Source organism: Escherichia sp. MOD1-EC6819 (assembly GCF_002965765.1).
Taxonomy (GTDB): Bacteria; Pseudomonadota; Gammaproteobacteria; order Enterobacterales; family Enterobacteriaceae; genus Escherichia; species Escherichia ruysiae.
Genome location: NZ_PTRG01000002.1, coordinates 207,125 through 223,300, shown reverse-complemented (window position 1 = coordinate 223,300; position 16,176 = coordinate 207,125). Strand labels below are relative to the sequence as shown.

16 protein-coding genes are annotated in these 16,176 nt (G+C 50.6%); 12 read left to right on the top strand and 4 right to left on the bottom strand.

Going from position 1 to position 16,176, the window contains the following annotated elements:
• Positions 1-411: 411 nt before the first annotated feature.
• A complete protein-coding gene (gene dcuC / locus A7Z06_RS03545; protein ID WP_000955045.1) occupies positions 412-1,797 on the top strand; it encodes an anaerobic C4-dicarboxylate transporter DcuC in 1,386 nt (461 codons plus the stop codon).
• Between the two features lie 38 nt (positions 1,798-1,835).
• Here the strand turns inward: dcuC and dpiA are convergent, their stop codons facing one another.
• On the bottom strand, positions 1,836-2,516 hold the full coding sequence (dpiA, locus tag A7Z06_RS03540) for a two-component response regulator DpiA (protein WP_000126493.1): 681 nt from the start codon (positions 2,514-2,516) through the stop codon (positions 1,836-1,838).
• A complete protein-coding gene (dpiB, locus tag A7Z06_RS03535; protein WP_000938910.1) occupies positions 2,485-4,143 on the bottom strand; it encodes a sensor histidine kinase DpiB in 1,659 nt (552 codons plus the stop codon). The genes dpiA and dpiB overlap by 32 nt, the downstream gene beginning before the upstream one ends.
• A 378-nt stretch (positions 4,144-4,521) precedes the next feature.
• On the opposite strand from dpiB, the gene citC reads away from it, so the two are divergent.
• The 11 genes from citC (at position 4,522) to uspG (ending at position 13,605) form a co-directional block, all read left to right on the top strand.
• A complete protein-coding gene (citC, locus tag A7Z06_RS03530) occupies positions 4,522-5,580 on the top strand; it encodes a [citrate (pro-3S)-lyase] ligase (RefSeq protein ID WP_000467721.1) in 1,059 nt (352 codons plus the stop codon).
• 14 nt (positions 5,581-5,594) lie between these two features.
• Positions 5,595-5,891 carry a citrate lyase acyl carrier protein gene (gene citD / locus A7Z06_RS03525; protein ID WP_000700703.1) on the top strand — a complete coding sequence of 99 codons (297 nt, stop codon included), beginning with the start codon at positions 5,595-5,597 and terminating at the stop codon, positions 5,889-5,891.
• Positions 5,888-6,796 (top strand): citrate (pro-3S)-lyase subunit beta, encoded by a 909-nt coding sequence (gene citE / locus A7Z06_RS03520; RefSeq protein ID WP_000622357.1) that lies wholly within the window; start codon positions 5,888-5,890, stop codon positions 6,794-6,796. Before citD ends, citE begins: the two co-directional genes overlap by 4 nt.
• 10 nt (positions 6,797-6,806) lie before the next feature.
• Complete coding sequence (gene citF, locus A7Z06_RS03515) at positions 6,807-8,339, top strand: citrate lyase subunit alpha (protein ID WP_000192248.1); 1,533 nt, start codon at positions 6,807-6,809, stop codon at positions 8,337-8,339.
• A gap of 3 nt (positions 8,340-8,342) precedes the next feature.
• Entirely contained in the window at positions 8,343-8,894 is a 552-nt protein-coding gene (gene citX, locus A7Z06_RS03510; RefSeq protein ID WP_000550394.1) for a citrate lyase holo-[acyl-carrier protein] synthase, read from the top strand.
• Complete coding sequence (citG, locus tag A7Z06_RS03505) at positions 8,869-9,747, top strand: triphosphoribosyl-dephospho-CoA synthase CitG (protein WP_000026690.1); 879 nt, start codon at positions 8,869-8,871, stop codon at positions 9,745-9,747. Before citX ends, citG begins: the two co-directional genes overlap by 26 nt.
• Positions 9,748-9,797: 50 nt before the next feature.
• Positions 9,798-11,261, top strand: coding sequence for a citrate/succinate antiporter CitT (citT, locus tag A7Z06_RS03500; RefSeq protein ID WP_000050310.1), 1,464 nt, complete (start codon positions 9,798-9,800; stop codon positions 11,259-11,261).
• A gap of 113 nt (positions 11,262-11,374) precedes the next feature.
• Complete coding sequence (gene rna / locus A7Z06_RS03495) at positions 11,375-12,181, top strand: ribonuclease I (protein WP_010346591.1); 807 nt, start codon at positions 11,375-11,377, stop codon at positions 12,179-12,181.
• A 229-nt stretch (positions 12,182-12,410) separates the two neighbouring features.
• Positions 12,411-12,821 (top strand): nucleoside diphosphate kinase regulator, encoded by a 411-nt coding sequence (gene rnk / locus A7Z06_RS03490; protein ID WP_000089725.1) that lies wholly within the window; start codon positions 12,411-12,413, stop codon positions 12,819-12,821.
• Positions 12,822-12,963: 142 nt separating this feature from the next.
• Complete coding sequence (gene yldA, locus A7Z06_RS22365) at positions 12,964-13,053, top strand: small membrane protein YldA (protein ID WP_016159109.1); 90 nt, start codon at positions 12,964-12,966, stop codon at positions 13,051-13,053.
• Positions 13,054-13,176: 123 nt separating this feature from the next.
• Positions 13,177-13,605 carry a universal stress protein UspG gene (gene uspG, locus A7Z06_RS03485; RefSeq protein WP_010346594.1) on the top strand — a complete coding sequence of 143 codons (429 nt, stop codon included), beginning with the start codon at positions 13,177-13,179 and terminating at the stop codon, positions 13,603-13,605.
• Positions 13,606-13,724: 119 nt separating this feature from the next.
• Here the strand turns inward: uspG and ahpF are convergent, their stop codons facing one another.
• Positions 13,725-15,290 (bottom strand): alkyl hydroperoxide reductase subunit F, encoded by a 1,566-nt coding sequence (gene ahpF, locus A7Z06_RS03480; protein WP_105279347.1) that lies wholly within the window; start codon positions 15,288-15,290, stop codon positions 13,725-13,727.
• Positions 15,291-15,534: 244 nt separating this feature from the next.
• Positions 15,535-16,098 (bottom strand): alkyl hydroperoxide reductase subunit C, encoded by a 564-nt coding sequence (gene ahpC, locus A7Z06_RS03475; RefSeq protein ID WP_000052796.1) that lies wholly within the window; start codon positions 16,096-16,098, stop codon positions 15,535-15,537.
• Positions 16,099-16,176 lie beyond the last annotated feature (78 nt).

The window sequence follows — 16,176 nt, the reverse complement described above, 5'->3', positions numbered from 1 at the left end:
TTTCATATAGCTGCTTAATCACAAAATTCATCCCAGCACGGTTCGCAATCTACAACAGAAAAAAAACCTTATTTTTTAACCAGATGAAATAATAAGTCAGCAAATAAACATCTCCTACACTCTCATCACGCGTATACAGAAAATCATTTTTTAAGTAAGAAAAGGTTCTCCCATCAAGCGATTAACAAAACTGCATCAATTACTTATCAATTAGCATACATAATCACATTGATAAATACCGGTCATAAAAACGCATTTTGTTATTCAGGTATAAAAAACAAAAACATCAATGTATTAATGGTAGCTTTTCTTGATTTTAATCAGCATTCGCCACCCATTTATTCGGCATATTTTTTCTTTAGTCTTAGGAATTTGTTATTATTTACCTTGGAGTCTGGAACAGGAAAAATTATGCTGACATTCATTGAGCTCCTTATTGGAGTTATGGTTATTGTGGGTGTAGCTCGCTACATCATTAAAGGGTATTCCGCCACCGGGGTATTATTTGCAGGTGGTCTGTTATTGCTGATTATCAGTGCCATTATGGGGCACAAAGTTTTACCTGCCAGCCAGACTTCAACGGGCTATAGTGCCACGGATATCGTTGAATACATTAAAATATTGCTGATGAGTCGCGGTGGCGACCTTGGCATGATGATCATGATGCTGTGTGGTTTTGCCGCTTATATGACCCATATCGGCGCGAACGATATGGTCGTCAAGCTGGCGTCAAAACCGCTGCAGTACATAAACTCCCCTTACCTGCTGATGATTGCCGCCTATTTTGTTGCCTGCCTGATGTCACTGGCAGTTTCCTCCGCAACGGGCCTGGGCGTTTTACTGATGGCAACGTTGTTCCCGGTCATGGTGAACGTAGGTATTAGTCGCGGCGCGGCTGCTGCCATTTGCGCCTCACCGGCGGCAATTATTCTCGCACCAACTTCTGGTGATGTGGTGCTGGCGGCGCAGGCTTCCGAAATGCCGTTAATTGACTTCGCCTTCAAAACGACGCTGCCTATCTCAATTGCCGCAATTATCGGCATGGCGATAGCCCATTTTTTCTGGCAGCGTTATCTGGATAAAAAAGAGCACATCTCTCATGAAATGTTAGATGTCAGCGAAATCACTACCACCGCCCCCGCGTTTTACGCCATTCTGCCGTTCACACCGATCATTGGCGTGCTATTTTTTGACGGCAAATGGGGTCCGCAATTGCACATCATCACCATTCTGGTGATATGTATGCTGATTGCCTCCGTTCTGGAATTTATTCGCAGCTTTAATACACAAAAAGTCTTTTCTGGCCTCGAAGTGGCTTATCGCGGCATGGCTGATGCCTTCGCTAACGTGGTAATGCTATTAGTTGCTGCGGGGGTATTTGCCCAGGGACTTAGCACCATCGGTTTTATCCAGAGCCTGATCTCAATCGCTACCTCGTTTGGTTCAGCGAGCATTATCCTCATGCTGGTGTTGGTTATCCTGACGATGCTGGCGGCGGTGACTACGGGTTCCGGCAATGCGCCATTCTATGCATTCGTTGAGATGATCCCGAAACTGGCGCACTCTTCAGGCATTAACCCGGCATACCTGACTATTCCAATGCTACAGGCGTCAAACCTGGGTCGCACGATTTCGCCTGTCTCTGGCGTTGTGGTTGCGGTTGCCGGGATGGCAAAAATTTCGCCTTTTGAAGTGGTTAAACGCACCTCGGTGCCGGTGCTTGTTGGGCTGGTGATTGTCATCGTGGCTACAGAGTTGATTGTACCCGGAACAGCCGCCGCAGTTACAGGTAAATAATTCTCCTTGCCGGAGGTATGCTTCCTCCGGCACTCTCTTCAGCCACTGTGGTAAATGCGCTGCGGCCTGCCAACTTTACCGTGAACAATTTCAGCAATAACAAGATGGCGGCTGGCGCAATATTCAAGATAACGTCTGGCGGTAGTGCGACTGATGGTCAATGCCTGCGCTACCGTCTCCGCCGTATGTTGCACACCTGGCTCTTTGAAAAGTTTCCGCACTGCGTTAAGTGTCAACGCATCAATACCAGTCGGAAGATCGTCCTTCGGTTCGCCACGCGCATAAGCGTTAAACATCTCATCAATTTGCTTCTGACTGGCACTATCAATACTTTCCAGCATATGTTTACGCTGGCGAAAACGGGTCAATGTCTGTCCCAGACGCTCATAAGCAATTGGCTTGATCAGATAATCAAACACACCACAGCGTACTGCTTCAGATACCGTTTCCATATCGCTGGCAGCAGTAGTAAACACCACGTCACCGGGATAATGCGCCTGCACTAGTTCATGCAGTAAATTAATACCTCTACCGTCAGGGAGATAGTTATCCAGCAGGATAAGCCCCGGCTTAAAACGCTCGATCATCATTCGGGCCTGCGCCAGGTTTCCCGCCAGCAATATCTGACTGAATCCGGGAATATGACGAATATATTCCGCATGCATCTCTGCCAGCGGCGTTTCGTCCTCAACGATCAATAGAGTTAATGGAGCTGTCATTAGGTTTCACTTTCGGAATATAGATTGAAAATAAAGTACCGCAGGGGTCATTCTCTTCAAGAGTGATAACTCCACCGCAGCGCGTTACATAGCTGGCAATAAGATACAACCCAATGCCATGCTCACCGGGTTCATCAGCACGCGTACTGACGCCCTGCTCAAATATTTTGTCGCGCAGAGCCTCTGGGACACCGCAACCCTGATCGGCGACTTCTATCACCACATCATCGCCTTCATCACTCAAATATAACTCGACTATCTTATTCCCTTCATCGCTGCGCAAACTGGCTTCGAAAGCGTTATCGAGTAAGTTACCCACAATCGCCGCAAACTCAGTGCTGTCCAGCCCTGGCGGCAGTTGAGAAAGCTGGCTGCCGGGGACGATTGTCATTTTTAGCCCCAGTTCGCGGGCGCGCTGTACTTTACCAAACAACAGCCCCGCCACCTGGCGATCGGCAAAGGCTTCGCGCAGATTGTCAATAAGCTGTTGCTGAGCCTGGGACTCCCCCTGAACCATCGCCAGCACGCGATCATACTCTTTCATCTGCAACAGACCATTGAGCGTAGACATCCAATTGAGATGTTCATGACGCAATGTGCGCAGGCTTTCGACATATTGTTTAATTTGCGTCAGTTGTGCATTGAGGGTGGAAATTTCGTCTTTACTACGAAAGCTGATAATTGCCCCCAGCAAATCGTCACCAGAACGAATAGCCTCCCGATTAGCAATGACGCTCAGGCCGTTAAAATTTGTCACCACATCCTGGCGTTTTTCATCAATCTGCTCGGTGAAGAAATCGGCGGGTCTGACCACCTCTGCAATGGGTTTGCCCAGCCACTGCCGCCCAGGGGAACTCAGCCCCAGCATTTTTCTTGCGTTACGGTTGATGGCGGTTATGTCACCGTGCGGATCCACTGCAATCAGCCCTTCATAAACCGAACTAAACAGCGCCTCTTGCTGACGAACAACCCGCGCAATTTGCTTCGGTTCCATCCCCATCATCTGGCGGCGGATATGTGCGGCTAAGAACCACGACAACAGCATCAGAATACCCAGTAGCACGACAAATACGCCGGCCATTGGTAATAAAAATTCGGCGCGCCAGCTATCGATTTTACTGACCAGATAACCCACCGACACCACGCCGATGACTTTGCCATCATCATCAAAGATCGGTGTTTTGGCACGCATCGCCATACCTATCGACCCTTTACCCGTGATGAAGTAGCTCTCCCCTTTCTCCAGCGCGCCGGGTTTGGTGAATTGCATAGGATAACCAATTTTCTCGGGATTAGGATGGTAAAGGCGGATCGAGTTGCGGTCACCTATCACCACATAGTCAAAATCAGTATCTCTTTGTAATTTATCGGCAATGGTCGCCAGCCGTTTGTAATTACGCGCTTTAACCGCCGTGATGATGCTGTCATTGGAGGCAATAATTTTCGCCTGATTCATTGCCATATCGCGCACATGAAGCGTTAAATAGTCCTCAAAACTGGCCGTAAAATATTGCGCCAGTGCTGCGATGACAAATATTGAGAACACCAGAATCAGCAGGAAGATACGCAACGGAAATGCCAGTCGTTCGAAAAAAGCAAACTGTTTATTCTCATTAAACTGCAACATTGTTTTCCTTGCGGGGTAAACCCTGTCTTTTGGTGAATGTAATTAAAATGTTGAATCTCGATATATAAAAATCAAATATGATCGTGGCAAAATTCATTCATTAAATCAATTAAATAACTTAAAACCACGCACTAATCCGCAATTACATTAATTAAAAAACTTAAAACCATTAAATAAATAAAAAACCACTAACTCTATGTGAAATAAATCAAAATTTCACGCCGCAATACTCCTTAGGATGTATGGCAAAAGGAGAAACAGATATACCTCGCTCGCTGCCCTTTCTCCCAACTGAAAATAAAAGGTTATCAGTTTGCAACACTGACTAACATTCATTGCAAATTGATAACAACACATACCTTCAGGATATGACTTATTATGTTCGGCAATGATATTTTCACCCGGGTAAAACGTTCAGAAAATAAAAAAATGGCAGAAATTACCCAATTTCTGCATGACAATGATTTGAGCGTTGACACAACAGTCGAAGTATTTATTACCGTAACCCGCAATGAAAAGCTTATCGCTTGCGGTGGAATCGCCGGAAATATTATTAAGTGCGTCGCTATCAGCGAATCTGTTCGCGGTGAAGGACTGGCGCTGACATTAGCCACCGAACTGATAAACCTCGCCTATGAACGGCACAGCACGCATCTGTTTATTTATACAAAAATCGAATACGAGGCGCTGTTCCGCCAGTGCGGTTTTTACACGCTGACCAGCGTACCAGGCGTGATGGTGTTGATGGAAAACAGTGCCACACGTCTGAAACGCTATGCCGAGTCACTAAAAAAATTTCGTCATGAAGGGAACAAAATTGGCTGCATTGTGATGAACGCCAATCCCTTTACTAACGGTCACCGTTATCTGATTCAACAGGCAGCGGCACAGTGTGACTGGCTGCATCTGTTTTTAGTCAAAGAAGATTCTTCGCGCTTTCCCTATGAAGACCGGCTGGATCTGGTGTTGAAAGGCACCGCCGATATTCCGCGCCTGACCGTGCATCGCGGCTCCGAATACATCATCTCCCGCGCCACGTTCCCCTGCTACTTCATTAAAGAACAGAGCGTCATTAACCATTGCTACACCGAAATTGATCTGAAGATTTTCCGTCAGTACCTCGCTCCAGCATTGGGCGTTACCCATCGCTTTGTCGGTACTGAACCTTATTGCCGCGTGACCGCCCAGTACAACCAGGATATGCGCTACTGGCTGGAAACACCGACTATCTCCGCACCGCCCATTGAACTGGTTGAAATTGAGCGGCTGCGTTACCAGGAGATGCCGATATCCGCTTCCCGGGTACGCCAACTGCTGGTGAAAAACGATCTCACGGCTATCGCGCCGCTGGTTCCGGCAGCCACGCTGCATTACTTGCAGAATCTGCTTGAACACTCCCGTCAGGACGCGGCAGCTCGTCAAAAGACCCCCGCATGAGAAACAGGTGAAAAATGAAAATAAACCAGCCCGCCGTTGCAGGCACCCTTGAGTCTGGGGATGTGATGATACGCATCGCCCCGCTCGATACGCAGGATATCGACCTGCAAATCAACAGCAGCGTTGAGAAACAGTTTGGTGATGCGATTCGCACCACCATCCTGGACGTTCTCGCCCGCTATAACGTGCGCGGCGTACAGCTGAATGTCGATGACAAAGGCGCACTGGATTGCATTTTACGTGCACGACTGGAAGCCCTGCTGGCGCGCGCCAGCGGTATCCCGGCTCTGCCATGGGAGGATTGCCAATGATTTCCGCTTCGCTGCAACAACGTAAAACCCGCACTCGCCGCAGCATGTTGTTTGTGCCTGGCGCTAATGCCGCGATGGTCAGCAACTCTTTCATCTACCCGGCTGATGCCTTGATGTTTGACCTCGAAGACTCCGTGGCGCTGCGTGAAAAAGACACCGCTCGCCGCATGGTCTACCACGCACTGCAACATCCTCTGTATCGCGACATTGAAACCATTGTGCGTGTAAACGCGCTGGATTCCGAATGGGGTGTTAACGACCTGGAAGCTGTCGTTCGCGGCGGTGCAGACGTTGTGCGTCTGCCGAAAACTGATACCGCTCAGGATGTGCTGGATATCGAAAAAGAGATCCTGCGTATTGAAAAAGCCTGTGGACGCGAACCGGGCAGCACCGGTTTGCTGGCGGCAATTGAATCTCCGCTGGGTATTACCCGCGCGGTAGAAATCGCTCACGCATCTGAACGTTTAATCGGTATCGCGCTGGGCGCGGAAGACTACGTGCGTAACCTGCGCACTGAACGCTCACCGGAAGGTACGGAACTGCTGTTCGCTCGCTGCTCCATTTTGCAAGCCGCGCGCTCTGCCGGTATCCAGGCGTTCGATACCGTCTATTCCGACGCCAACAACGAAGCCGGATTCCTGCAAGAAGCCGCACACATCAAACAGCTGGGCTTTGACGGCAAATCGCTGATCAACCCGCGTCAGATTGATCTGCTCCACAACCTCTACGCACCAACCCAGAAAGAAGTGGATCACGCACGCCGCGTCGTAGAAGCCGCTGAAGCCGCCGCTCGCGAAGGCCTCGGTGTGGTTTCCCTGAACGGCAAGATGGTTGACGGTCCGGTTATCGATCGTGCCCGTCTGGTGCTCTCCCGCGCAGAACTTTCCGGCATCCGCGAAGAATAAGGCAATCAAAATGACGCAGAAAATTGAACAATCTCAACGACAAGAACGGGTAGCGGCCTGGAATCGTCGCGCTGAATGCGATCTTGCCGCTTTCCAGAACTCGCCAAAGCAAACCTACCAGGCTGAAAAAGCGCGCGATCGCAAACTGTGCACCAACCTGGAAGACGCTATTCGTCGTTCTGGTTTAAAGGACGGCATGACCGTCTCCTTCCACCACGCTTTCCGTGGCGGTGACCTGACCGTCAATATGGTGATGGACGTCATCGCGAAGATGGGCTTTAAAAACCTGACACTGGCGTCCAGCTCTTTGAGCGACTGCCATGCACCGCTGGTAGAACATATTCGTCAGGGTGTGGTCACCCGCATTTATACCTCTGGTCTGCGCGGCCCACTGGCGGAAGAAATCTCCCGTGGTCTGCTGGCTGAACCGGTACAAATCCACTCTCACGGCGGTCGTGTACATCTGGTACAGAGCGGTGAACTGAATATCGACGTGGCTTTTCTCGGCGTCCCGTCCTGTGATGAATTCGGTAATGCCAACGGTTACACCGGTAAAGCCTGCTGCGGTTCCCTTGGCTATGCGATGGTCGATGCCGACAATGCGAAACAAGTAGTCATGCTCACCGAGGAACTGCTGCCTTATCCGCATAACCCGGCCAGTATTGAACAGGATCAGGTTGATCTGATCGTCAAAGTTGATCGCGTTGGCGATGCCGCAAAAATCGGCGCAGGCGCGACCCGTATGACCACTAACCCGCGCGAACTGCTGATTGCCCGCAGCGCAGCAGATGTGATTGTCAACTCTGGCTACTTCAAAGAAGGTTTTTCCATGCAGACAGGCACCGGCGGCGCTTCGCTTGCGGTAACCCGTTTTCTGGAAGACAAAATGCGTAGCCGCGATATTCGCGCCGACTTCGCCCTCGGCGGCATTACCGCAACGATGGTTGATCTGCACGAAAAAGGGCTGATCCGCAAACTGCTGGATGTGCAGAGCTTTGACAGCCACGCTGCGCAATCGCTGGCTCGTAACCCGAATCATATCGAAATCAGCGCCAACCAGTACGCCAACTGGGGTTCGAAAGGTGCATCGGTTGATCGTCTCGACGTGGTGGTACTGAGCGCGCTGGAAATTGACACCCAGTTCAACGTCAACGTGCTGACTGGCTCTGACGGCGTACTGCGTGGCGCTTCCGGCGGTCACTGCGATACCGCGATTGCATCCGCCCTTTCCATCATCGTCGCACCGCTGGTGCGCGGTCGTATTCCGACTCTGGTGGATAACGTGCTGACCTGCATCACCCCGGGTTCCAGCGTCGATATCCTGGTTACCGACCACGGTATCGCTGTTAACCCGGCACGTCCTGAACTGGCAGAACGTCTGCAGGAAGCGGGCATTAAAGTGGTTTCCATTGAGTGGCTGCGCGAACGTGCGCGTCTGTTGACCGGTGAACCACAGCCGATTGAATTCACCGACCGCGTCGTTGCCGTCGTGCGTTACCGCGATGGCTCAGTGATTGATGTTGTACATCAGGTGAAGGAATAAGCCATGCACCTGCTCCCTGAACTCGCCAGCCACCATGCGGTTTCGATTCCCGAGTTGCTCATCAGCCGGGATGAAAGGCAAGCACGGCAACACGCCTGGCTCAAGCGCCATCCTGTTCCACTGGTCTCCTTTACCGTGGTTGCGCCTGGGCCGATTAAAGACAGCGAGGTCACACGCCGGATTTTTAATCATGGCGTGACTGCCCTGCGTGCTTTAGCCGCAAAACAGGGCTGGCAAATTCAGGAGCAGGCTGCACTGGTTTCCGCCAGCGGGCCGGAGGGCATGTTGAGCATTGCCGCACCGGCTCGCGACCTCAAGCTCGCCACCATTGAGCTTGAACATAGTCATGCTCTTGGACGTTTGTGGGATATCGATGTCCTGACGCCCGAAGGCGAAATTCTCTCCCGCCGCAATTATTCACTGCCGCCTCGCCGCTGCCTGTTGTGCGAGCAAAGTGCGGCAGTTTGTGCGCGTGGGAAAACCCACCAACTGACCGATTTACTCAACCGTATGGAGGCGCTGCTGAACGATGTCGATACCTGCAACGTCAACTAAAACCACAAAGCTTGCGACGTCATTAATCAATGACTACGCCCTGCTGGGCTGGCGCGCCATGCTGACTGAAGTCAATCTGTCACCGAAACCCGGTCTCGTGGATCGCATTAACTGCGGTGCGCACAAAGATATGTCGCTGGAAGATTTCCACCGTAGCGCGCTGGCGATTCAGGGCTGGCTACCACGTTTCATTGAATTTGGTGCCTGTAGTGCAGAAATGGCACCAGAATCAGTACTCAGCGGATTACGCCCAATTGGTATGGCCTGCGAAGGCGATATGTTCCGCGCTACCGCTGGTGTAAACACCCATAAAGGCAGTATTTTTTCTTTAGGGCTGATGTGTGCGGCAATTGGTCGTTTGCTTCAGCTCAACCAGCCGGTAATGCCCAAAACCGTTTGTGCGACGGCAGCCAGTTTCTGCCGTGGTCTAACCGATCGCGAACTGCGCACCAATAATCCACAACTAACGGCAGGCCAACGGTTATATCAGCAACTTGGTCTTACCGGTGCGCGCGGTGAAGCCGAAGCGGGCTACCCGCTGGTTATCAACCGCGCCCTCCCGCATTACCTCACTCTGCTGGATCAGGGGCTGGATCCTGAACTGGCATTGCTCGATACCTTATTGCTACTGATGGCGATCAACGGCGATACCAACGTCGCATCGCGCGGTGGCGAGGGGGGCCTGCGCTGGCTACAGCGCGAGGCGCAAACATTATTGCAAAAAGGGGGCATCCGAACCCCCGCCGATCTCGATTATCTCCGGCAGTTCGACAGGGAGTGTATCGAACGAAATCTCAGTCCAGGCGGCAGCGCCGACCTGCTGATTCTTACCTGGTTTTTAGCACAGATTTAATTATTTAAACACTTGATAAATTTGGAAATATTAATTTTCGGAGAACCCGTATGTCTTTAGCAAAAGATAAGATATGGAAATTATTGGCCCCACTGGTGGTGATGGGCGTCATGTTTCTTATCCCTGTACCCGACGGTATGCCGCCGCAGGCATGGCATTACTTCGCCGTGTTTGTGGCAATGATTGTCGGCATGATCCTCGAGCCAATTCCGGCAACGGCGATCAGTTTTATTGCAGTGACTATTTGCGTTATTGGCAGTAATTACCTGCTCTTTGACGCCAAAGAATTAGCTGACCCCGCTTTTAATGCCCAAAAACAGGCACTGAAATGGGGACTGGCTGGCTTTTCCAGTACCACTGTCTGGCTGGTATTTGGCGCATTTATCTTTGCATTAGGGTATGAAGTTTCCGGATTAGGCCGTCGTATTGCCCTTTTCCTGGTGAAATTCATGGGCAAACGCACGCTGACGTTGGGTTATGCAATTGTCATTATCGACATTCTGCTGGCTCCGTTTACACCGTCTAACACCGCACGTACCGGGGGTACGGTTTTCCCGGTCATTAAAAACCTGCCGCCGCTGTTTAAATCATTCCCGAACGATCCGTCCGCGCGTCGTATTGGCGGCTATTTAATGTGGATGATGGTCATCAGTACCAGTCTGAGTTCCTCCATGTTTGTCACCGGTGCGGCACCGAACGTGCTGGGTCTGGAGTTCGTCAGCAAAATTGCCGGTATCCAGATTAGCTGGTTGCAGTGGTTCCTCTGCTTCCTGCCTGTTGGGGTTATCTTACTTATCATTGCACCGTGGCTTTCCTACGTGCTGTACAAACCGGAAATCACACACAGTGAAGAAGTGGCAACCTGGGCGGGTGATGAACTAAAAACCATGGGTGCGCTAACACGCAGAGAGTGGACGCTGATTGGCCTGGTACTGCTCAGCTTAGGTTTGTGGGTATTTGGCAGCGAAGTGATTAACGCCACTGCGGTTGGCCTGCTGGCAGTTTCGCTGATGCTGGCGCTGCACGTTGTGCCGTGGAAAGACATTACCCGCTATAACAGCGCATGGAACACGCTGGTTAACCTGGCAACGCTGGTTGTCATGGCTAATGGCCTGACCCGTTCTGGCTTTATCGACTGGTTCGCCAGCACCATGAGTACGCACCTGGAAGGTTTCTCACCAAACGCAACAGTGATTGTACTGGTTCTGGTCTTCTACTTTGCGCACTACCTGTTTGCCAGCCTGTCTGCGCATACCGCAACTATGCTGCCAGTCATTCTGGCCGTCGGTAAAGGGATTCCGGGCGTACCAATGGAACAACTGTGTATCCTGCTGGTGCTGTCTATCGGTATCATGGGCTGTCTGACGCCGTATGCAACCGGTCCTGGGGTGATTATTTACGGCTGTGGCTATGTGAAATCGAAAGATTACTGGCGTCTTGGCGCTATCTTCGGGGTAATTTATATTGCCATGCTGCTTCTGGTAGGCTGGCCGATTCTCGCCATGTGGAACTAATACGTTCGTCAAACGCTGAATAAATCATCACGCCCGCCAGGTACCCCCACCTGGCGGGCTTTTTTATGATTTAATAGATAGTATTCAGTGTATGTATGAGTTCCACACCCATTATGAAAGCATTCTGGCGTAACGCCGCTTTACTGACGGCTTCTCTGCTCTCCTTATCTTCTGTCAACGCCGCTGCGTTGCAGGCAAAACAGTATGGTGATTTTGACCGCTATGTCCTGGCTCTCTCCTGGCAAACAGGATTTTGCCAGAGTCAACACGATCGAAATCGTAACGAACGAGATGAATGTCGCCTGCAAACCGAAACGACCAACAAAGCTGATTTTCTGACCGTACATGGTCTGTGGCCGGGGTTGCCAAAATCAGTTGCAGCGCGTGGCGTTGATGAACGCCGCTGGATGCGCTTCGGCTGCGCCACTCGTCCAATCCCGAACTTGCCGGAAGCTCGCGCCAGCCGGATGTGTTCATCACCGGAAACCGGGTTATCGCTGGAAACCGCAGCTAAACTGAGTGAAGTTATGCCAGGGGCTGGCGGACGCTCCTGTCTGGAACGTTACGAATACGCGAAACATGGTGCCTGTTTTGGTTTTGACCCGGACGCTTATTTCGGCACGATGGTGCGTCTGAATCAAGAAATTAAAGAGAGCACAGCCGGAAAATTCCTTGCGGATAACTACGGTAAAACCGTAAGCCGCAGTGACTTTGACGCGGCCTTTGCCAAAAGCTGGGGGAAAGAGAACGTCAAAGCGGTCAAGTTAACGTGCCAGGGTAACCCGGCGTATTTGACTGAAATCCAGATTTCGATAAAAGCTGACGCCATCAACGCACCGCTCTCAGCAAACTCATTCTTACCACAACCACACCCTGGCAACTGTGGCAAAGCCTTTGTGATTGATAAAGTGGGTTATTAATCATCTGATCTGTAAAACGTCGTCGCGCGTTTTACGTAAAACATGATGATTAATATATATACATAATGCGCTGCATTGAGGAATTACCTGAATGTGACGTATATCACTTCAAAGAGTGAGCAACAGTCAGTATCATCATATGAGTTAAACCCTCGCCGCCTGACGGTGAGGGTTTTCTTTTGGGTATGTTTATCTGCGACACTCGCAGTACCGACGACATGGAGTAAAAATGTCCAGACCAACTATCATCATTAACGACCTGGATGCCGAACGCATCGATATTCTGCTGGAGCAACCCGCCTATGCCGGTTTGCCAATCGCCGACGCGTTAAACGCAGAGTTGGATCGCGCCCAAATGTGTCGGCCAGAAGAGATGCCACACGACGTGGTGACGATGAACAGCCGGGTAAAATTCCGCAATCTTAGCGATGGCGAAGTGCGTGTACGCACACTGGTGTATCCGGCCAAAATGACCGACAGCAATACTCAGCTTTCCGTGATGGCTCCGGTGGGTGCCGCACTGCTGGGACTTCGCGTTGGCGATACCATTCACTGGGAACTTCCGGGCGGCACCGCAACCCACCTTGAAGTGCTGGAACTCGAATACCAGCCTGAAGCCGCTGGCGACTACCTGCTTTAATCCCATCTGCACAAGCGTTTACTCGCTTTGCCCAGAGGATGCATCCGCATCCTCTTTCTGTTCAAATATCAACCAGACTTATCATTTTGCTCTTCCCCGCTACGTTCTAATCTGAACTGGTTATCAACCTGCGGACTCCATTATGAGTGAAGCTCTTGGTATTACAGTATTTTATATTTTCATCGCGGCAATACTTGTTGTCGCGGTGCTATACCTTGAGCAACACTGGTAGTGTTTATGTGAATATATTTTACCAATCAATACTTAATAGATATAAAATCAACGTCGCAAATCACAGAACTGCAATCAATAATGTGATGTTATGTATTCATGCAACAGCAAGGAGAGAATGCTTATGTACAAAACAATCATTATGCCGGTAGACGTATTTGAAATGGAATTAAGCGACAAAGCCGTTCGTCATGCTGAATTTCTCGCCCAGGATGATGGTGTAATTCATTTACTCCATGTATTACCTGGCGCCGCAAGCCTTAGTCTGCACCGTTTTGCTGCCGATGTGCGTCGTTTCGAAGAGCATTTGCAACATGAGGCGGAAGAACGCCTGCAGACAATGGTTGGTCATTTCAATATTGATCCCTCCCGTATCAAAACTCATGTACGTTTTGGTAGCGTGCGAGATGAGGTGAACGAGTTAGCCAAAGAACTGAATGCAGATGTCGTGGTTATCGGTTCACGTAATCCATCAATTTCAACTCATCTGTTAGGATCTAATGCTTCCAGTGTGATCCGCCACACCAACCTGCCTGTATTAGTCGTTCGTTAACAGATTAACGTATTTATGATGCCCTGCCCGGAGCAATCCCGGCAGGTTTTTTATAACGAAAAAAAGCCGCCAGATTTGACCCCGGCGGCTAAACAATAGCAGGTGAATCTTACTTCTTCTTATGCAGTTTTGGTGCGAATCAGGTAGTCAAAGGCGCTCAGAGAGGCTTTGGCACCTTCGCCAGTGGCGATGATGATCTGCTTGTACGGAACAGTCGTACAGTCACCAGCAGCAAACACACCTTTAACGTTGGTTTCGCATTTCGCATCGATGATGATTTCACCCATGCGGTTACGTTCTACTGCGCCTTCCAGCCAGTTAGTGTTCGGCAGCAGACCGATCTGGACGAAAATACCGGCCAGTTCGATGTTGTGAATATCGCCGCTAACACGGTCGCGGTATTCAAGGCCGGTCACTTTGCTGCCGTCGCCTTTTACTTCAGTGGTTTGCGCGTTCAGAATGATATCGACGTTTTTCAGGCTGCGCAGTTTGTCCTGCAATACCTGGTCTGCCTTCATTTCCGGAGCAAACTCAAGCAGGGTTACATGTTCAACAATACCTGCCAGGTCGATTGCCGCTTCCACACCGGAGTTACCGCCGCCAATCACCGCCACACGTTTGCCTTTAAACAGCGGGCCATCGCAGTGCGGGCAGTAGGTTACGCCCTTAGTGCGATACTGATCTTCACCTGGTACATTCATGTTGCGCCATTTCGCGCCGGTCGCCACGATAATGCTGCGTGCTTTCAGCACCGCACCGGAGGCCGTTTCAATCTGATGCAGACCGCCTTCAACCGCCGCAGGAATCAGTTTGCTCGCGCTCTGGCTGTCGATTACATCAACATCGTATTCATCAACGTGAACTTTCAGCGCACCAGCCAGTTTCTGGCCTTCGGTTTTCGGTACGGAGATGTAGTTTTCGATATCGACGGTATCGAGGATCTGACCGCCAAAACGTTCGCCCATCAGACCGGTACGAATGCCTTTACGTGCGGCATAAATGGCCGCCGCTGCACCTGCCGGGCCGGAACCGACGATTAATACGTCATAAGCATCACGTTTGTTCAGTTCTTCTGCCGCACGTTTTTCCGCACCCGTATCGATTTTGGCAACGATTTCGGAAATAGTCATACGACCCTGACCAAACTCTTTACCATTCACGAACACAGCCGGAACGCCCATCACGTTGCGATCGGTAATTTCGTTCTGGAACGTACCGCCATCAATCGCCGTGTGCTTAATGCGCGGGTTCAGTACGCTCATCAGGTTCAGCGCCTGCACCACGTCCGGGCAATTATGGCAGGAGAGCGAATAATAAGTTTCAAATTCAAAATCACCGTCGATATGGCGAATCTGCTCCAGCAAAGATTGTGCTTCTTTCGACGGATGACCGCCGGTCCACAACAGCGCCAGTACCAGCGAGGTAAACTCGTGACCCAGCGGGGAACCTGCAAAGCGCGGCCCCTGGTTGGAACCTGGATTGGTGATCAGAAATGACGGCTTACGCACCGGCAAGCTGTTATCTTCTTTAAAGGTGACTTTGTCTGACAGTTCAGCGATTTCAGCCAACAGTTCCTTGATTTCTGCCGATTTTGCGCTGTCATCCAGCGTGGCAATTAACTCAACAGGCTTTGTCAATTTCTCAAGGTAAGCCTTGAGTTGAGTTTTCATATTTGTGTCGAGCATGTTTATCTCCTGGGCTTTAAACATCATCATGCAAGCGGCCTCATCGGCTACCTGGATGCAGCTTGCATCATGGTGTAGAGAAGAAAATCGGGTGCCGCAGCACCCGAAGAATTAGGTGAATTTCCGAAGTATTTCACGCCAGAGCAAGGCGGCTAGCCTGTGAATCCCCGGAAGCTTACACAAGTAAGTGACCGGGGTGAGCGGGCGACGCCAACGCCGCTATGGCGTGAAAGACGAAGGAAATTTAGATTTTACCAACCAGGTCCAGGGACGGAGCCAGAGTTGCTTCACCTTCTTTCCATTTAGCCGGGCAAACTTCACCTGGGTGAGAAGCCACGTACTGTGCTGCTTTGATTTTACGCAGCAGGTCAGACGCGTCACGGCCAATGCCTTCAGCGGTAACTTCGATAGCCTGGATGATACCCTGCGGGTCAACAACGAAGGTAGCACGGTCAGCCAGACCTTCGTCTTCACGCATGTTGTCGAAGTTACGGGTCAGGGCGCCAGTCGGGTCGCCGATCATCGCATATTTGATTTTAGCGATGGTTTCAGAGCTGCTGTGCCATGCTTTGTGGGTGAAGTGAGTATCGGTAGATACTGCGTATACGTCTACGCCCAGTTTCTGCAGTTCTTCGTAGTGGTCAGCAACGTCGCCCAGTTCGGTCGGGCATACGAAAGTAAAGTCAGCCGGGTAGAAGAAGAAGACGCTCCAGCGGCCTTCGGTATCTTTTTCGGTGATTTCAATGAATTCGCCGTTTTTGAATGCCTGGTTTTTAAAAGGTTTAATTTTGGTGTTAATCAAGGACATCTATACTTCCTCCGTGTTTTCGATGTGATGTAAGGTAACCAATTTTTGCCGATTCGGCTAATGCGTTTCCATTATCAA